This window comes from Dactylosporangium darangshiense (genome assembly GCF_039537565.1).
GTDB classification, from domain to species: domain Bacteria; phylum Actinomycetota; class Actinomycetes; order Mycobacteriales; family Micromonosporaceae; genus Dactylosporangium; species Dactylosporangium darangshiense.
Map to the genome: position 1 here is coordinate 345,892 of NZ_BAABAT010000004.1, position 17,282 is coordinate 363,173.

The following is a 17,282-nucleotide window of genomic DNA, read 5'->3' on the forward strand; positions in this document are numbered from 1 at the left end:
AGTGACCGAGCCGCTCTTCTCCGAGGACGAGGAGTTCGACCGGCCGCGCCTGGCCGCGCACGGACCGGTCCGAGTGCGCGTGCCCGCGAAGATCAACCTCCACCTGCACGTCGGGCCCGTCCGGTCGGACGGGTTCCACGAGCTGACCACGGTGTACCACGCGATCGGCCTCTATGACGAGATCACCGCGCGCCGCGGCGACACGCTGACGCTCACCATGGAGGGCGAGGGCACCGGCGAGCTGTCGCTCGGCGAGGACAACCTCGTCATGCGCGCCGTGCGGGCGCTGGCCGCGGAGACCGGGCACGATGCGCACGCAAGGCTGCACCTGAAGAAGCAGATCCCGATCGCGGCCGGGCTCGCCGGCGGCAGCGCCGATGCGGCCGCCGCGCTCGTGGCCTGCGACCAGCTGTGGGGCACCGGGCTGTCCCGCGACGACCTCGCCGTCATCGCCGCGACGCTCGGCTCGGACATCCCGTTCCTGGTGCTCGGCGGCACCGCGCTCGGCACCGGCCGGGGCGAGCTGGTCAGCCCGATCCTCACCGGCGGGCACACGTGGCACTGGGTGCTCGCGGTCGCAGAGGAGGGGCTGTCCACGCCGGTGGTGTACCGCGCCTTCGACGAGCTCGGCGGGCACACCAGCGCCGGGCCGCCCGACGGGCTCATGGCCGCCCTGCGCCAGCGCAACCCCGAGGTCCTCGCCAACGAGCTCGCCAACGACCTGCAGGCCGCGGCCCTGCATCTGCGCCCCGAGCTGCAGCAGGTCCTCGACGCGGGGCTCGACGCCGGCGCGCTGGCCGGCATGATCTCCGGCTCCGGGCCGACCTGCGTGTTCCTGGCCGAGGACGCGCGCCACGCCGCGCTCATCGCCGCCGATCTGGAGGAAAGCCGCTGCTGCCGCGCCGTGCGCACCGCGGTCGGTCCTGTCCCCGGCGCACGAGTTCTGTAGATGGCGGTTCTTTAAATGGCGAATATCGTCAACCTGGACAAAGTCTCCAAGGCGTACCCGGCCGGCCGCATCTTCGACGAGGTCTCCCTCGGCATCGACGACAGCGACCGGATCGGCATCGTCGGGCTCAACGGCGCCGGCAAGACGACCCTGCTGCGCATGCTCACGAAGGACGAGGAGCCCGACGCCGGCCGCGTCACACACCGGCGCGACCTGCGCGTGGCGGCACTCCCGCAGAGCCTCGACCTGCCGCCCACGGCGTCGGTCCGGGACGTCATCGTCGGTACCGCATGGCTGCCGGCCGGTTTCGCCGCCGAGCACGAGTGGGCGGGCGACGCCGGCGTGCGCATGGTGCTCAACGGGTTGGGCATGCCGCACCTGGGCCTGGACGCGCCCGTCGGGCCGATGTCCGGCGGCGAGCGGCGCCGCGTCGCGCTCGCCGCGCTGCTGGTGCGCCCGGCCGACCTGCTCATCCTCGACGAGCCGACCAACCACCTCGACGTGGCCGGCATCGCCTGGCTGGCCCGGCACCTGCTGCAGCGCCGCGGCGCCCTCATCGTCGTCACACACGACCGGTGGTTCCTCGACGCGGTGTGCACCAGCACGTGGGAGGTCGCCGACGCGACCGTGCGCTCCTACGAGGGCGGCTACGCGGCCTGGACGCTGGCGCGGGCCGAGCGCGTGCGGGTCGCGGCCGAGACCGAGTCCCGCCGGCAGAACCTGCTGCGCAAGGAGATCGCCTGGCTGCGCCGCGGGCCGCCGGCGCGCACCAGCAAGCCGAAGTTCCGCATCGACGCCGCCAACGCGCTCATCGCGGACGTCCCGCCCGCCCGCGACACCGTGTCGCTGCAGCGCCTCGCCGTGACGCGGCTGGGCAAGCAGGTGTACGAGCTGGACGGGGTGCGCCTGCGGGCGGGGGAGCGGACCCTGCTCGAGCGCGCGGACTGGATCGTCGGCCCGGGCGACCGCATCGCCGTGCTGGGCGCCAACGGCGCCGGCAAGACCACGCTGCTGCGCGTGCTCGCCGGCGTGCGCGAGCCCGACGGCGGCCGGGTCGTGCGCGGCACCACCGTCCGCGCCGCGTTCCTGTCGCAGGAGCTGCGCGAGCTGCCCAACAACCTGCGGCTGCTCGAGGCGGTCGAGGAGGTCGCCAAGCGGGTGCGCCTCGGCGACCGCGAGCTCTCCGCGGCCCAGCTGGCCGAGGTCTTCGGCTTCACCGGCGCCCGCGTCTGGACGCCGGTCGCCGACCTCTCCGGCGGCGAGCGGCGCCGGCTGCAGCTGCTGCGGCTGCTGGCGACCGAGCCCAACGTGCTGCTGCTCGACGAGCCGACCAACGACCTGGACATCGACACGCTCGCCGCGCTCGAGGACCTCCTCGACACGTGGCCGGGCACCCTCGTGGTGGCCAGCCACGACCGCTATCTGGTCGAGCGCGTCGCCGAAACCGTCTACGGCATGTACGGCGACGGCCGGTTGGTGCACCTGCCGGGCGGCGTGGACGAGTACCTCGAGCACGTCACGGACTCCGCCGGCTTCGCTCCCGCCGCCGCGGCCAAGCCGGCCACCGCCGCTGCCGCCGCCGAGCGCCCGGCCGACCTGCGGGCCAGCGAGAAGGACCAGCGGGCGGCCAAGAAGGAGCTCGCCAAGCTGGAGCGGACCATGGACCGGCTCTCCCAGAAGGAGGAGGCGCTGCACGCCGAGCTGGCCGAGCACGCCACCGACTACTCCAGGATCACCGCGCTGGACGCCGAGCTGCGGGCGGTACAACAGGAGAAGGCCGAAATCGAGGAGCAATGGCTCGCCCTGGCCGAGATCGCCGGGTGAGCCCGCCTTAGGATTGCCCCATGGCCGCTCACTTTCCGATCAACCACCACCTCCGGCCGCTGTATCGGCTGCTCAGCGCGTTGGCGGGCCTCTACATGCTGGTTTTCGGCGTGGTCGGCTTCGTGCAGACCTCCGGCGCCGAGTTCTTCACGCGCGACGAGGCCGAATGGGTCCTCGGCCTGCGCACCAACCCGGCGTTCTCGTTGCTGTCGCTCGTCGCCGGCGTGGTAGTGCTCGGCGCCAACCTCATCGGCCGCAACGTCGCGCACCACATCAACCAGCTCGCCGGCGTCGTGCTGACCGTGGTCGGCATGTTCTCGCTGGCCGTCATGCAGACCGAGGCGAACGTCCTCGCCTTCTCGATGGTCAACGTGATCGTCACGTTCATCCTCGCCGCCGTCACCGGCATCGCGAGCCTCTACGACCGGGTCGGCTCGTTGACCGCCGCCCGCGCCGAGGAGGCGCACCGCCACAGCGCCCGCGTGGCGTAACACCGCATCCGCGTGAGGGGCGACATATCGGCCGCCGGCCGATGTTCGCCCCTCGTTCGTTATTTCCCCACGCGGGTGACGAGGGTCGGCTTGCCCTCCATGTTGGACAGGCCGTTCCAGGCGAGGTTGACCAGGTGCGCGGCCACGACCTCTTTCTTGGGCTTGCGCACCTCCAGCCACCACCGGCCGGTCAGCGCCACCATGCCGACGAGGGCCTGGGAGTACAGCTCGGCGAGCTTGGGGTCGAAGCCCCGGCGCTTGAACTCCGCGCCGAGGATGTGCTCCGCCTGGTGCGCCACGTCGTTGAGCACGCTCATGAAGTTGCCGGTCGTGGACATCACCGGCGACTCACGCACGAGGACCCGGAAGCCGTCGGTCTCCGACTCGATGTAGTCCAGCAGGGCGAGCGCGGCCTGCTCGAGCAGCTCGTGCGGGTGCCCGGCGGTCAGCGCGTTGGTGATCCGGTCCAGCAGCGAGCGGACCTCCCGGTCGACGACGACCGCGTAGAGGCCCTCCTTGCCGCCGAAGTGCTCGTACACCACCGGCTTGGACACCTTCGCGCGCGACGCCACCTCCTCGATGGAGGTGGCGTCGAAGCCCCGCTCGGCGAACAGCGCCCGCCCGATCGCGATGAGCTGCTCGCGCCGCTGCGCGGAGGACATCCGCACGCGACCCTTGGTCGGGATCGAGGGCGGCGGGACGGGCGGGCGTGGTTGCTCGTCGTCCTCCGGGCGGTCGGTCACCCGTTCATCGTGCCAGTCGCCACGCGCTTGGCGTCGAGGCGGTCTTGGCGGGGCCAGCGGACGTTGGTCGCCCAGCCGAACTTCTCGAAGATCCAGATCAGCCGGGCATTGATGTCGATCTGGCCCTTGTCGACGCCGTGGCGGGCGCTGGTCGGGTCGGAGTGGTGCAGGTTGTGCCAGCTCTCGCCGAAGGACAGGATCGCCAGCGGCCAGAAGTTGCTGGCCCGGTCGCCATCGCGGGTCTCGAAGGGCCGCTCGCCGTAGACGTGGCAGATCGAGTTGATCGACCAGGTGACGTGGTGCAGCAGGCCGATGCGGACCAGGCCGGCCCAGAAGAACGCCGACAGCGCGCCCTGCCACGACCAGGTGACCAGGCCGGCGATGATCGCGGGCAGCGTCGCCGACAGGGTGACGATCAGCGGGAAGGCCTTGTCGATGCGCTGGATGTCCTTGTCGGCCATGAGGTCCGGGGCGAAGCGCTCGCGGTTGGAGAGCTCGCGGAAGAACAGCCAGCCCACGTGGGCGTAGAACAGGCCCTTGACCAGGCCGCCGAAGGACTCGCCGAATCGCCACGGCGAGTGCGGGTCGCCCTCGCGGTCGGAGAACGCGTGGTGGCGGCGGTGGTCGGCGACCCACTGCGTCGGGTTGCCCTCGATCGCGGTGCTGCCGGCGATCGTCAGCGCGATGCGCAGCCCGCGGTTGGCCTTGAAGGAGCCGTGGGTGAGATAGCGGTGGAACCCGGTCCCGATGCCCAGGCCGCCGATGACGTAGAAGACCGTGCCGAGCACGACGTCGAGCCAGTTCAGGCCCCATCCCCACGCGACCGGGACGGCGGCGACGAGCGCGACGAACGGCAGGACCACGAAGGCCCACAGTGCCACGATGATCCAGGGCTGCTGCTTGCCCTCGGTGAGCGGCTTCGGGCTCCGGTCGGGGCTCTCGCTGGGCGCTGGATCAAGGACCGAAACGGACATGGCACCTCTCAAAAGGAATCGTGGCCGGGCGGGGGCTACGCCTACGTCACCGTAACTTACGGAGGCGTAGGTTGGCCATACGAAGCCCGTGTCAAGTCGATTACCGCTCGCTTCGTGTGATCTTCATCCGGTGTTGCCCTCACTCGATCGGCTGATCAGGTCTTCGGGTGAGGGAACGCGCCCCTCGGGCAAAAGGGGATCGACGCGCACGTTAGGCTTTGGGTGCACGGTGATGGGGTGTGGGGTAACGGCAGCCCGCAGGCCTTTGGAGCCTCGCAGTCCTGGTTCGAATCCAGGCACCCCAGCCACCTGACTACGATGAGGCGCACCGACACCGTCGAGGAGCGCTGCGTGAGAAACGTGATCATCCTGGCCGCTGGCGAAGGCAAGCGGATGAAGTCGTCGGTCCCCAAGGTCCTGCACCCCCTGCTCGGCCGCACGCTGCTCGGGCACGTGCTGGCCGCCGCCGAGCCGTTCCTGGATCACGGCACGGTTGCAGTGGTGGTGGGACACGGCGGGGACCAGGTCCGCGAGCACCTCGCCGAGGTCGCGCCCGAGGTGGTGGCGGTGACCCAGGCGGAGCGGCGAGGGACCGGGCACGCCGTGCGCATCGCCCTGGAGGCCGCACCGGAGCTCACCGGCACCGTGGTCGTGCTCAACGGCGACATCCCGCTGCTGCGCCCCGACACGCTGGCCGCGCTCGTGCACACGCACGAGGCCTGGAAGGCGTCCGCCACGGTGCTCACGGCCGAGGTCGCCGACCCGACCGGCTTCGGGCGGATCGTGCGCAACCGGGGCGGCGAGTTCTCCGCGATCGTCGAGGAGCGCGACGCCACGCCGGCGCAGCGGGCGATCCGGGAGATCAACTCGGGGGCGTACGTCTTCGAGGCCGCCGCGCTGCGCGAGATGCTCGGCAAGCTCTCCACGGACAACGAGCAGGGCGAGGAGTACCTCACCGACGTCATCGGCATGCTCGCCGCCGCCGGCGCGCCGATCGTGGCCCACCGCTCGCCCGACGCCACCGAGACCCTCGGCGCCAACGACCGCGCCGAGCTGGCCGGCCTGCGGGCGATCATGCGCGACCGGATCAACGACGAGTGGATGCGCTCCGGCGTGGCCATCATCGACCCGGCCACCACCTGGATCGACGTGACCGTGAGGCTCGAGCGCGACGCGGTCATCGAGCCCAACGTCCACCTGCGAGGCGCCACGAGCATCGGTGAGGGCGCCGTGATCGGCCCGGACACCTCGCTCATCGACGTGGTCGTCGGCCCCGGGGCGGCGGTCGTGCGCACGCACGCCGTCTCCTCCGAGATCGGGCCGCAGGCCTCCGTCGGGCCATTCGCCTACCTGCGTCCCGGCACACAGCTCGGTCGCAAGTCGAAGGTCGGCACGTTCGTAGAGACGAAGGCGGCCACCCTCGGCGAGGGAGCCAAGGTGCCGCACCTGTCCTACGTCGGCGACGCCACCATCGGCGAGCACACCAACATCGGCGCCGCCACCGTCTTCGTCAACTACGACGGCGTGCGCAAACAGCGCTCCGTGATCGGCGCGCACGCCCGCACCGGCGCCGACAACATGTTCGTCGCGCCCGTCCACGTGGGCGACGGGGCCTACACCGCCGCGGGTAGCGTCATCATCAAGGACGTCCCGCCGGGCGCGCTCGGCGTGTCCCGGGCCCCGCAGCGCAACATCGAGGGATGGGTCGAACGTAAGCGGTCCGGCAGTGCCGCCGCACAGGCCGCCAGGGCCGCTCTCGACGCCGCGGGCGGTGAAGAAGAACACGGAGGCGCCGGTCAAGTGGGCGAAACGCTGCCCCGCGACGAACAATGAGCGCAACCACGAGATCGGGAGCGGGCGACCCCAATGGCCAGCATCAGTTCGGAGAACCGCAAGAACCTCATGCTCTTCTCCGGCCGGGGGTATCCCGCGCTGGCCGAGGAGATCGGTGCGGTGCTGGGGGTCGACCCGACCCCCATGGACGCATACGACTTCGCCAGCGGTGAGATTTTCATCCGGTACCGCGAGTCGGTCCGCGGTTCGGACGCGTTCGTCGTGCAGTCGATGGTCCAGCCGATCAACGACTGGCTGATGGAGACGCTGATCATGGTCGACGCGCTCAAGCGCGGCTCGGCCAAGCGCACCACGGTGGTGCTGCCCTTCTACCCGTACGCGCGGCAGGACAAGAAGCACCGCGGCCGGGAGCCGATCTCGGCCCGCCTGGTCGCGGACCTGCTCAAGACCGCGGGCGCCAACCGCATCCTCACCGTCGACCTGCACACCGCGCAGATCCAGGGCTTCTTCGACGGCCCGGTCGACCACCTGTTCGCCATGAACACGCTGGCCGACCACATCGAGGCCAAGTACGCCGGACGCCCGATCACCGTCGTGGCGCCGGACTCCGGCCGGGTGCGGGTCGCCGAGCGCTGGACCGACCGCCTCGGCGGCTGCCCGCTCGCCTTCATCCACAAGACCCGCGACCCCAGCAAGCCCAACCAGGTGGTGGCCAACCGGGTGGTCGGCGAGGTCGAGGGGCGCGTCTGCCTGATCGTCGACGACATGATCGACACCGGCGGCACGATCGTCTCGGCGTCCGACATCCTCTTCAACGAGGGCGCCGCCGAGGTCGTGGTCGCCGCGACCCACCCGGTGCTGTCCGACCCGGCCTGCGAGCGCCTAGACGTCAGCCGGATCAGCGAGGTCGTGGTCACCAACACCCTGCCGCTGCCGCCCGACCGCAAGGTCGAGAAGATCACCCAGCTGTCCATCGCCCCGCTGCTGGCCCGCGCCATCCGCGAGGTCTTCGACGACGGCTCCGTGACGACCCTCTTCGGCGGCCTGTCCTAGTTTTTTCGGCGGCCGGTCCTGGATCCTCTCTTCGGCGGCCGGTCCTGGATCCTCTTTTTCGGCGGCCTGTCCTGATCCGCCGAAAAACCGCCCCGACCTCGCCCGCGACGAACCCGGCGCTCTATGCGACCAGGGTGAGGAAGTGTGCCAGGGGGTGTGGGCGGGCGGAGCCCCCCACTGGGGAGGGAGCGCAGCGACCGCGAAGCACAGCGTGATCTGCACAACCGGGCGGGGAGGGTGTAGGGGCCCGCGACTGCCTCGGGTAAGCTAGTGCGGTTGCCACGGCGAGGGTGCTCCCACGGGCCGGGCGTGCGGTTCTTGTGTGACCGCCGGGTGCTTATCACCCCGGCGGTCACACAAGAACCAGCATGACGGCCGAGCGGGCTCCGTGATCGACGCGGTGCTCCGGGCCCGTGCCCCGTGCGCCTCCTCGCCCGAGCACCGCAGCAGAGACCAAAACGTTCTGGGACAACTGTTACCGGTCGCGCCGGCCGGTGCCCGCCGCACAAACCGCATCAGGAGTTTTGTCGTGTCCGAGGTAAAGATCAGCGCCGAGCCCCGCACCGAGTTCGGCAAGGGTGGTGCCCGCCGCACGCGCCGGGCCGGCAAGGTGCCCGCCGTGCTGTACGGCCACGGCGAGAAGCCCCGCCACATCGCCCTGCCCGCCCGTGAGTTCGCCGCGGCCATTCGCCACGGCGGCATGACCCAGGTCTTCAACATCGAGATCTCCGACGGCAGCGCCGCCCTGGCCCTGCCGAAGGCGATCCAGCGCGACCCGATCAAGGACACCTTCGACCACGTCGACCTGCTGGTCGTGCGCCGCGGCGAGAAGGTCACGGTCGACATCCCGGTCCAGCTGACCGGCGAGGCGGCCCGCGAGACGCTGGTCATGCACGAGAGCACCACGCTCTCGGTCCTGGCCGACGCGACCAAGCTCCCGGAGCACCTCGAGGCCTCGATCGAGGGCCGGGAGGCCGGCAGCCACGTGACCGCCGCCGACGTGACGCTCCCGGCCGGCGTCGAGCTCGCCGCCGACCCCGGGCTGATCATCGCGGTCATCACGGTCGCGCAGGCCCAGGCCGTCGAGGCCGCTGGCGGCGAGGAGGCCGCGGAGGAGCCCGCGGCGGCCGCCGCCGAGGCCTGATCCAGTTTTGCGCAGGGCCGCGGATCGCCGTCATGGTGACCCGCGGCCCTGTCGTGTGTGTGGAGGAGGGTTTTGGTGACTGACCTCGCGCCGTGGCTGGTCGTCGGGCTGGGCAACCCGGGCCCGGAGTACGCCCGCCACCGCCACAACGTCGGCTTCATGGTCGCCGACCTGCTCGCCCAGCGCGCCGGCCTGCGCTTCGGCCGGCACCGCCGGGTGGTCGCCGACGTGGCCGAGGGCCGGCTGCGCGTCGGCGGCCCGCGCCTGGTGCTGATGAAGCCGCTCACGTACATGAACCTGTCCGGCGGCCCCGTCGCCGGCCTGGCGCAGTTCTACAAGGTGCCGCGGGAGCAGGTCATCGCGGTGCACGACGAGCTCGACATCCCGTGGACCCAGCTGCGCCTCAAGCAGGGCGGCGGCGAGGGCGGCCACAACGGCCTGCGCTCGATGTCGAGCTCGCTGGGCGGCAAGGACTACCTGCGGGTGCGCTTCGGCGTCGGCCGCCCGCCGGGCCGGCAGAACCCCGCCGACTTCGTGCTGTCCGACTTCTCGGCGGTCGAGCGCAAGGAGCTCGACTACTTCGTCGACCGGGCCGCGGACGCGGTCGAGATGATCATCGACCAGGGCCTCGAACAGGCCCAGAACCGGTACCACGCCGACTGAACGGCCCTTTGGTCGAGGCCCTCGTCGATCTGGCGCTCGCCCGCCGGATTCTGGCCTTTCTGGCGCTTGTGGTTCGCGTGGACTCCACCGGGCCGGTAATGTTCCGTCAGATAAGAGTCGGCAAGGACGGTCACGAGTTCGTGACCTTCGAGTTCCGCACCATGCACATCGACGCCGAAGCCCGCCTCGCCGAGCCGCGGCACCTCAACGAAGTCGACGGCGCGCTGTTCAAACCGCGCAACGACCCGCGTCCGGCGGCTTCTGCGCAAGTTTTCGCTCGACGGGCTGCCGCAGCTGCTCAGGTGATCGGCGGCAGCATGTCGCTGGTCGGGCCGCGCCCGCCGCTGCCGGAGGAGGTCGCCGTGTATCCGGACGACGCCCGGCGCCGGCTGGCTGTGCGGCCCGGGATGACCGGCCTGTGGCAGATGTCCGGCCGGTCCGACCTATCGTGGGACGAAGCGGTCCGCCTCGACCTGCAGCATGTGGAAGACCCGGTCGCTCTCGCTCGACCTGGTGATCATGCTGCGGACGTTGAGGGCGGTTGCCCGAGGGCTGGAGCGTACTGAATGACCGACCTACCACCCGCCACCGACGGCGGGTTCGCCCGCTGGCTGGCCCAGCGCGCCGGAGACATGCTGCTCAAGCTGCGCGAGGAGATGGGCTACAGCGATCCTGACGCGCTGCGCAAGGCCGGTGACCGGCTGTCACACGAGCTGCTGGTCGAGCAGCTCGAGCGCTGGCGCCCCGCCGACGCCGTGCTGTCGGAGGAGGGCAAGGACAGCCCGGCACGCCTGCGCGCCGAGCGCGTCTGGATCATCGATCCGCTGGACGGCACCCGCGAGTTCGGCGAGGAGGGGCGCGCCGACTGGGCCGTCCACGTGGCGCTGTACGCCGGCCGCCTGGTCGCCGGCGCCGTGGCGCTGCCCGCGCAGCACTGCGTGCTCGGCACCGACGTCCCGCCGCCGTTCCCGCCGATGCCCGGCGTGCAGGGCGAGCCGATCCGGCTGGCCGCCAGCCGCACCCGCCCGCCCGCGCTGCTCGCGGAGCTGGCCCAGAAGCTGCCGATCGAGCTGGTGCCCATGGGCTCGGCCGGCGCCAAGATCGCCGCCGTGATCGACGGGGCCGTCGACGCCTACGTCCACGCCGGCGGGCAGTACGAGTGGGACTCGGCCGCGCCGGTCGCTGTGGCTCTCGCCACGGGGCTGCACGCTTCCCGTATCGACGGGACTACGTTGGAATACAACCAGCCCGATCCCCGCCTGCCCGACCTGGTGGTGTGTCGGAAAGCATTGGCACCGTCACTGCTCGCCGCCATCAACAGCTGAAAGGTCCCGCCGAACCATGAGCCGCGCGCCCTATCGCGTGTCCCATCTGGACGCCCTCGAGGCCGAGAGCCTCTTCATCATGCGCGAGGTGGTCGCCGAGTTCGAGCGACCCGTGCTGCTGTTCTCCGGCGGCAAGGACTCGATCGTGATGCTGCGGCTCGCCGAGAAGGCCTTCGCGCCCGGACGCATCCCGTTCCCGGTCATGCACGTCGACACCGGCCACAACTTCCCGGAGGTGCTCGCCTACCGCGACCGCCGCGTGGCCGACCTCAACGTGCAGCTGATCGTGGCGAGCGTCCAGGAGGCGATCGACTCGGGCATGGTGCGCGAGTCGGCCGACGGGATGCGCAACCGGATCCAGACGCCGGTGCTGCTCGATGCGGTCGAGAAGTACCGCTTCGACTCCCTCTTCGGCGGTGCTCGCCGCGACGAGGAGAAGGCGCGCGCCAAGGAGCGGGTGTTCAGCTTCCGCGACGACTTCGGCCAGTGGGACCCGCGCAACCAGCGGCCCGAGCTCTGGGCGCTGTACAACGCCCGGATCGCGCCCGGCGAGTCGATCCGCGTCTTCCCGCTGTCCAACTGGACCGAGCTCGACGTTTGGCACTACATCGCCCGCGAGGGCATCGACCTGCCGAGCATCTACTACGCGCACGACCGCGAGGTCGTGGACCGGGGCGGGATGCTCTACGCGATCAACGAGTTCCTGCCGCTCAAGGCGGGGGAGACGCCGTTCGTCGAGACCGTGCGCTACCGCACGGTCGGCGACGCCAGCTGCACCGCCGCGGTGCGCAGCGACGCCGACACGATCGAGAAGGTGATCGACGAGGTCGCGGCCACGCGGATCACCGAGCGGGGCGCGACCCGGGGCGATGACAAGGTGAGCGAGGCGGCCATGGAAGACCGCAAGCGTGAGGGGTACTTCTAAACATGACCGCCGTTCTGGAGACGCCGCAGCAGCGGCAGATGGACCTCCTGCGCTTCGCGACCGCCGGCTCGGTCGACGACGGCAAGTCGACGCTGATCGGGCGGCTGCTGTACGACTCGAAGGCGATCTTCGAGGACCAGCTGGAGGCGGTCGAGGCGACCTCGCGCTCGCGCGGCGACGAGTACACCAACCTGGCGCTGCTCACCGACGGCCTGCGCGCCGAGCGCGAGCAGGGCATCACGATCGATGTGGCGTACCGCTACTTCGCCACCCCGCGGCGCAAGTTCATCATCGCCGACACGCCGGGCCACATCCAGTACACCCGCAACATGGTCACCGGCGCCTCGACCGCCGACCTGGCGCTGATCCTGGTCGACGCGCGCAAGGGCCTGGTCGAGCAGTCGCGCCGCCACGCGTTCCTGTGCTCGCTGCTGCGCGTGCCGCACCTGGTGCTCTGCGTGAACAAGATGGACCTCGTCGACTACTCGCAGGAGGTCTTCGAGCGCATCGCCGACGAGTTCACCTCGTTCGCGGCCAAGCTCGAGGCGCCCGACCTGACGGTCATCCCGATCTCGGCGCTGCACGGCGACAACCTCGTCACGCGCAGCGAGAACATGCCGTGGTACGAGGGGCCCTCCCTGCTGCACCACCTCGAGCACGTGCACATCGCCTCCGACCGCAACCTCGTCGACGTGCGGTTCCCGGTGCAGTACGTGATCCGGCCGCAGTCGACCACGGTGTCGGACTACCGCGGCTACGCGGGCCAGATCGCCAGCGGCGTCATGAAGCCCGGCGACGAGGTCATGGTGCTGCCGTCCGGGTTCACCACGAAGATCACGCACATCGAGACGGCCGACGGGGAGCTGCGCGAGGCCTACCCGCCCATGTCGGTGACGATCCGCCTCGCCGACGAGATCGACATCGCCCGCGGCGACATGATCTGCCGGCCCAACAACGCTCCGGCCGTCGCGCAGGACATCGAGGCGATGATCTGCTGGATGGACGAGACCCGCCCGCTGACCGTCGGCGGCAAGTACGCGATCAAGCACACGACCCGCTCGGCGCGCACCGTGGTCCGCGGGCTGCAGTACCGGCTGGACGTCAACACGCTGCACCGGGACGAGTCCGCGACGCAGCTGTCGCTCAACGAGATCGGCCGCGTGAAGCTGCGCACGACGGTGCCGTTGCTGGCCGACGAGTACCGCCGCAACCGCACGACCGGCGGGTTCATCATCATCGACGAGTCGACCAACCGCACGGTCGGCGCCGGGATGATCATCGAGGCCGGCTGAGCGTCCGGCCGCTACGACGGCGAGCGCGGCGGGGGAACCGGCCGCGCCACCGACACCCGGGCGACGCGTCGCCCCTCCACGGTGCTCACCTGCAGGCGCCAGCCGTCGTGGCGCACGTTGTCGCCGACGGCCGGCACCCGGCCCAGCCGCGCCATGAGAAAGCCGGCCACCGTCTCGTAGGGCCCGGCCGGCAGCGTCAGCCCGGTGCGTTCGGCGAGGTCGGCCAGGTTGAGCCGCCCGTCGACCTCGTCCACCCGCGGCGGCGCGGGCGGCGCGTCGTACTCGTCGTGGATCTCCCCGACGAGCTCCTCGATCAGGTCCTCGAGCGTGACGATGCCGGCCGTCCCGCCGTACTCGTCGACGACGACCGCCAGGTGATGGCCCTCGCGGCGCATCTCCGACAGCGCGGCGAGCACCCGCTTGCTGGCCGGCAGGCGCTTCACCTCGCGGGTCAGGTGGCGCAGCGTCAGGGCCGGGTCGACGGCGGGCAGCAGCGTCAGGTCGCGCACGTGCACGAAGCCGAGCACGTCGTCCGGGTCGCCGGCGATGACCGGGAAGCGGGAGTGCCTGGCTCGGCGTACCGCATGGATGGCATCGGCGACCGTGAGCGCCGAGTCGAGGAAGACCACCTCGGTGCGCGGGACCATGACCTCGCGCACGTGCCCGGTCCCCGTGTTCACCGTGATGAGCGTCCGCAGCTCGGCCTCGGATATCCGCGGCCGGACCGGCGTAGCGTGAAGACGCTCCGCCCAGCGGCTCAACAGGGCGGCCACAGCCTGCCGTATGTTTCCGGGGCCAGGCTCCGGCATGACACAAAGTGTAGGCGTCCCGCTCCCGCTCGTTCATGCGCGACGTGTAACTTTGTTTGAACACGTCGACTTTTGGGAGGTTGTAGTGAAGCTGCTCGTCACCGGGGGTGCCGGCTACATCGGCAGCGTCGTCACCGCACTGCTGCTGGACGCCGGCCACGAGGTGGTGGTGCTCGACGATCTCTCCACCGGCCACGCCGAGGCGGTGCCGGCCGGCGCGACGTTCGTGCAGGGCCGCGTGCACGACGCCGCCGGCGACCTGTTGAACCTGGAGGCCGGCTTCGACGGCGTGCTGCACTTCGCCGCCTTCATCGCCGCCGGCGAGAGCGTGCAGCGCCCGGAGAAGTACTGGGACAACAACGCGGTGGGCACCCTGCGCCTGCTCGACGCGATGCTGTCCGCCGGCGTGCGCAAGCTGGTCTTCTCCTCGACCGCCAACGTGTACGGCGACCCGGACGCGGTCCCCATCCCCGAGACGGCCGCGGTGCGCCCCCCGAACCCGTATGCGACCTCGAAGCTGGCCGCGGACCACGCCCTCACGGGTTTCGCCACCGCACACGGCTTCTCCGCGGTGAGCCTGCGGTACTTCAACGTCGCCGGCGCCCTGCGCCGCCCCGACGGCTCGATGATCGGCGAGCGCCACGACCCGGAGACGCACCTGATCCCGATCGCCCTGCAGGTCGCCGCGGGCCGCCGCGAGAAGCTGCAGCTCTTCGGCGACGACTACGACACCTTCGACGGCACGAACATCCGCGACTACATCCACGTCGCCGACCTGGGCGCGGCGCACCTGCTCGCACTGTCGACGATGGACGGCCCGGGCCACCGCGTCTACAACCTGGGCAACGGCACCGGCTTCTCCAACCGCCAGGTCGTCGACGTCGTCCGCGAGGTCACCGGCCACCCGGTCCCGGTCGAGATGGCACCGCGCCGCCCCGGCGACCCGGCCCAGCTGGTCGCGTCGTCCGACAAGGCCAAGCACGAGCTCGCCTGGACGCCGCAGCACCCGGACCTGTCGACGATGGTCGCCGACGCCTGGTCCTTCATGCAGCGCTGACCCACCCACCCGCGCCCCCCGCCGCCTGACCCGCCTCGCCGCAGGCCGCGCACGCGACCCCGGCGCGCCCGCGCCGGTTCGCCGGCCTCGCACGCGGCTCCGGCGCGCCAGCGCCGGTTTGCCGGGCGGCGGGCTCTGACCGGCACGGCCCACAACTTGGGGTCGCGCGCCGCACGCGGCTCCGGCGCCCTGAGCCGGTTCGCCGGCCTCACGCGGCTCCGGCGCGCCCGAGCCGGTTCGCCGGGCGGCCGGCTCCTCGACCGGCGCGGCCCACAAACGTGAGTCGCGCCGGCGGGCTGGATTATCCGACAAGTCGGGCACTCCGTGCCACGACTTGTCGGATATATACCCTGACAGGCGAAAAATCCGATAAGTCGTGGCGCGCCAGCGCCCGACTTATCGGTGTTCAGGGCGCACTCCGCTGCGCACCCGACGAGTACGTCGGCGCCCGCAGGGTGCGCTCCCGGCGGCCAGCGGCGTTTTGTTTCCACGATCATGCGTTTTCGACCCGCCCGTGGGCCGGTTTTGCATGATCGTGGAGAGAAAACGCCGGTCACTGGGCGTTGAGCTTCTGCCAGGTCGCGCCGTCGGCGGAGAATGCGGTGTAGATGGTGGCCATCTCGTACGCCACGTAGCCGGCCTCCGTGCGGGCCAGGCGCATCGTCTTGTGCAGGCCCTCCAGGTGGTGCCACGACACGCCGGAGTCCGACGAGAGCAGCCAGTCACCGTAGCCGTTCACGATCAGCAGGCGCCCGTCGACCAGGGGGACCAGGTCGCCGCCGATCGTGGCCTGGCCCGCCGTCGGGTGCGCCGCGGCGAAGGTCGCGCCGCCGTCGTCCGACGATGCCACGGCCAGCAGGCGGTCGGCGTCGGGCTCGGGCTGTACCACCGTGGCGTAGACCGCGTGGCCCAGCATCGCGGCCCTGGCGTACGCCGTCGACGGGAAGCCGGGGAACGAGCTGACCTGCCAGGATGCGCCGCCGTCGCGGGTGACCGCCAAGGCCGGGCGGCCCTGCGTGTCGCGGCCGCCGACCCACCACGAGCCGTCGCCCGCGCGGACCGGGGACCACCAGCAGGCGGTGATGGGGGGTTGCTGCGGCACGAGGGACAGCGCGGCGCCGGTCACGGCGGCGGTCCGGGAGCCGCAGGCGGGGGAGTCCAGCGGCACGAGGCGGGAGCCGCCGATCAGCGGGGCGGGCTCGGGCGCCGCCGAGCCGCCGGAGGTCCAGTGCTCGCCGTCCGAGCTGGTGGCGCGCGGGTGGTCGGGGCCGGTGCCGATCAGGGTGACCGCGTCCGCGCCGGCGACGAGGGAGGGCATGCCCGGGACCGGGGAGAGGCTCGTGTGCCAGGTCCGGCCGCCGTCGGTGGTTGCGCTGACCCATGCGGTACAACAGTCCGCCGTCACCAGGAAGCCCCGATCGGCGTCGAGGAACTCGGCGTCGCGGACCGTGCCGGGCAGGTCCTGCGGAAGCTGCGGCAGGCCGTCGATCGTGATGCCCTCGGTGGTCCAGGCGCGGGCCGGGTCGGTCGGGGAAGCGGCGACGACCGGCGGCGCGGTGCGGTCGTCGCGCACGGCGGCCACGGCGACGCCGGTCACGGCCAGGGCGGCCAGGGCGGCGACGCCGGCCCGGGCGGCGAGGCGCCGGCGGCGCAGGGCGTCGGCCCGCGCGGCGATGACGGACAGGGGCGGCTGCTCGATGTCGAGCCGGTCGCGCTCCGCCCGGAGCCGGGAATCGAGCTGGTCAGGCACGGGCCACCTCGTAACCGTCGAGGCGGGCCGCCAGCGCCGCGCGGCCGCGGGACAGGCGGGACTTCACGGTGCCGGCGGGAACGTTCAGCGCGGCGGCGATCTCCTCCACGCTGAGGTCGGCGTAGTAGTGCAGCACGATGACCTCCCGGTAGCTGCGTGGGATGGCGTCGAGCGCCTCGGACAGGTCGGTTCGAAGGTCGGTGTGGTCGGGTGCGATGGGCTCGTGCAGCGGGCGTTCGCGCAGGAGGATCACGTCGAGGACCCGGCGCCGCCGCCATCGTCGGCGCACGACGTTGAGTGCGACGGTGCGCAGCCAGGCCTCGGGGTTGTCGATGCCGGCGAACCCGCGCGGGCGCGCCACGGCCCGCGCGAACGCCTCCTGCACGGCGTCCTGGGCCTCGGTCAGGTCCGTGGTGAACGCGAAGAGCTGCACCACGAGCCTGCGGTAGCAGGCGTGGTACACCTCCGCGACGTCGCCCACGCCCTCAA

The 17,282-nt window shown here is 71.5% G+C and carries 17 protein-coding genes and 1 tRNA gene; 13 read left to right on the forward strand and 5 right to left on the reverse strand.

Features of this window, described 5'->3' with window-relative positions; genetic code table 11:
* The first annotated feature begins 1 nt into the window (after position 1).
* Genes ABD901_RS11465 through ABD901_RS11475 form a run of 3 tightly spaced genes read left to right on the forward strand, consistent with a single transcriptional unit; the run spans position 2 to position 3,264 of the window.
* Positions 2–949 (forward strand): 4-(cytidine 5'-diphospho)-2-C-methyl-D-erythritol kinase, encoded by a 948-nt coding sequence (locus tag ABD901_RS11465; protein ID WP_345124236.1) that lies wholly within the window; start codon positions 2–4, stop codon positions 947–949.
* Between the two features lie 15 nt (positions 950–964).
* Entirely contained in the window at positions 965–2,773 is a 1,809-nt protein-coding gene (locus tag ABD901_RS11470; protein WP_345124239.1) for an ABC-F family ATP-binding cassette domain-containing protein, read from the forward strand.
* 20 nt (positions 2,774–2,793) lie between these two features.
* The gene (locus ABD901_RS11475; RefSeq protein ID WP_345124241.1) at positions 2,794–3,264 is read left to right on the forward strand and encodes a DUF4383 domain-containing protein; all 471 of its coding nucleotides are present in this window, start codon (positions 2,794–2,796) and stop codon (positions 3,262–3,264) included.
* A 59-nt stretch (positions 3,265–3,323) separates the two neighbouring features.
* On the opposite strand, the gene ABD901_RS11480 is transcribed toward ABD901_RS11475, so the two are convergent.
* Complete coding sequence (locus ABD901_RS11480; protein WP_345124601.1) at positions 3,324–3,926, reverse strand: TetR family transcriptional regulator; 603 nt, start codon at positions 3,924–3,926, stop codon at positions 3,324–3,326.
* Positions 3,927–4,003: 77 nt separating this feature from the next.
* Positions 4,004–4,981, reverse strand: coding sequence for an acyl-CoA desaturase (locus tag ABD901_RS11485; protein ID WP_345124244.1), 978 nt, complete (start codon positions 4,979–4,981; stop codon positions 4,004–4,006).
* 233 nt (positions 4,982–5,214) lie between these two features.
* Here ABD901_RS11485 and ABD901_RS11490 point away from each other — a divergent pair.
* From ABD901_RS11490 to cysN, 9 genes are all read left to right on the forward strand, one after another.
* Positions 5,215–5,289, forward strand: a tRNA-Gln gene (locus tag ABD901_RS11490).
* 43 nt (positions 5,290–5,332) lie between these two features.
* Entirely contained in the window at positions 5,333–6,814 is a 1,482-nt protein-coding gene (gene glmU / locus ABD901_RS11495; protein ID WP_380136974.1) for a bifunctional UDP-N-acetylglucosamine diphosphorylase/glucosamine-1-phosphate N-acetyltransferase GlmU, read from the forward strand.
* A gap of 33 nt (positions 6,815–6,847) precedes the next feature.
* Positions 6,848–7,828 carry a ribose-phosphate diphosphokinase gene (locus ABD901_RS11500; protein ID WP_345124249.1) on the forward strand — a complete coding sequence of 327 codons (981 nt, stop codon included), beginning with the start codon at positions 6,848–6,850 and terminating at the stop codon, positions 7,826–7,828.
* 529 nt (positions 7,829–8,357) lie between these two features.
* Positions 8,358–8,972, forward strand: coding sequence for a 50S ribosomal protein L25/general stress protein Ctc (locus ABD901_RS11505; RefSeq protein WP_345124251.1), 615 nt, complete (start codon positions 8,358–8,360; stop codon positions 8,970–8,972).
* Between the two features lie 75 nt (positions 8,973–9,047).
* On the forward strand, positions 9,048–9,635 hold the full coding sequence (pth, locus tag ABD901_RS11510) for an aminoacyl-tRNA hydrolase (RefSeq protein WP_345124253.1): 588 nt from the start codon (positions 9,048–9,050) through the stop codon (positions 9,633–9,635).
* A gap of 8 nt (positions 9,636–9,643) precedes the next feature.
* Complete coding sequence (locus tag ABD901_RS11515) at positions 9,644–10,201, forward strand: sugar transferase (RefSeq protein WP_345124255.1); 558 nt, start codon at positions 9,644–9,646, stop codon at positions 10,199–10,201.
* Positions 10,202–10,960 carry a 3'(2'),5'-bisphosphate nucleotidase CysQ gene (locus tag ABD901_RS11520; RefSeq protein WP_345124257.1) on the forward strand — a complete coding sequence of 253 codons (759 nt, stop codon included), beginning with the start codon at positions 10,202–10,204 and terminating at the stop codon, positions 10,958–10,960. It begins immediately after the preceding gene.
* A gap of 16 nt (positions 10,961–10,976) precedes the next feature.
* On the forward strand, positions 10,977–11,885 hold the full coding sequence (gene cysD, locus ABD901_RS11525) for a sulfate adenylyltransferase subunit CysD (RefSeq protein ID WP_345124260.1): 909 nt from the start codon (positions 10,977–10,979) through the stop codon (positions 11,883–11,885).
* 2 nt (positions 11,886–11,887) lie between these two features.
* Complete coding sequence (cysN, locus tag ABD901_RS11530) at positions 11,888–13,177, forward strand: sulfate adenylyltransferase subunit CysN (protein WP_345124262.1); 1,290 nt, start codon at positions 11,888–11,890, stop codon at positions 13,175–13,177.
* A gap of 11 nt (positions 13,178–13,188) precedes the next feature.
* On the opposite strand, the gene ABD901_RS11535 is transcribed toward cysN, so the two are convergent.
* On the reverse strand, positions 13,189–13,986 hold the full coding sequence (locus ABD901_RS11535; RefSeq protein ID WP_345124265.1) for a hemolysin family protein: 798 nt from the start codon (positions 13,984–13,986) through the stop codon (positions 13,189–13,191).
* A gap of 85 nt (positions 13,987–14,071) precedes the next feature.
* Here ABD901_RS11535 and galE point away from each other — a divergent pair, with 85 nt between their 5' ends.
* Positions 14,072–15,043 (forward strand): UDP-glucose 4-epimerase GalE, encoded by a 972-nt coding sequence (gene galE, locus ABD901_RS11540; RefSeq protein WP_345124267.1) that lies wholly within the window; start codon positions 14,072–14,074, stop codon positions 15,041–15,043.
* Between the two features lie 553 nt (positions 15,044–15,596).
* On the opposite strand, the gene ABD901_RS11545 is transcribed toward galE, so the two are convergent.
* Together ABD901_RS11545 and ABD901_RS11550 are read right to left on the reverse strand one after the other, a co-directional pair.
* A complete protein-coding gene (locus ABD901_RS11545) occupies positions 15,597–16,793 on the reverse strand; it encodes a hypothetical protein (protein ID WP_345124269.1) in 1,197 nt (398 codons plus the stop codon).
* A complete protein-coding gene (locus ABD901_RS11550; RefSeq protein WP_345124272.1) occupies positions 16,786–17,274 on the reverse strand; it encodes an RNA polymerase sigma factor in 489 nt (162 codons plus the stop codon). The genes ABD901_RS11545 and ABD901_RS11550 overlap by 8 nt, the downstream gene beginning before the upstream one ends.
* Positions 17,275–17,282 lie beyond the last annotated feature (8 nt).

Coding starts and splice junctions, on each gene's coding strand:
- ABD901_RS11475 (WP_345124241.1), top strand. CDS start 2,794: ATGGCCGCTCACTTTCCGATCAACCACCACCTCCGGCCGCTGTATCGG.
- ABD901_RS11485 (WP_345124244.1), bottom strand. CDS start 4,981: ATGTCCGTTTCGGTCCTTGATCCAGCGCCCAGCGAGAGCCCCGACCGG.
- ABD901_RS11500 (WP_345124249.1), top strand. CDS start 6,848: ATGGCCAGCATCAGTTCGGAGAACCGCAAGAACCTCATGCTCTTCTCC.
- ABD901_RS11470 (WP_345124239.1), top strand. CDS start 965: ATGGCGAATATCGTCAACCTGGACAAAGTCTCCAAGGCGTACCCGGCC.
- cysN (WP_345124262.1), top strand. CDS start 11,888: ATGACCGCCGTTCTGGAGACGCCGCAGCAGCGGCAGATGGACCTCCTG.
- ABD901_RS11520 (WP_345124257.1), top strand. CDS start 10,202: ATGACCGACCTACCACCCGCCACCGACGGCGGGTTCGCCCGCTGGCTG.
- ABD901_RS11480 (WP_345124601.1), bottom strand. CDS start 3,926: ATGTCCTCCGCGCAGCGGCGCGAGCAGCTCATCGCGATCGGGCGGGCG.
- cysD (WP_345124260.1), top strand. CDS start 10,977: ATGAGCCGCGCGCCCTATCGCGTGTCCCATCTGGACGCCCTCGAGGCC.
- ABD901_RS11535 (WP_345124265.1), bottom strand. CDS start 13,986: ATGCCGGAGCCTGGCCCCGGAAACATACGGCAGGCTGTGGCCGCCCTG.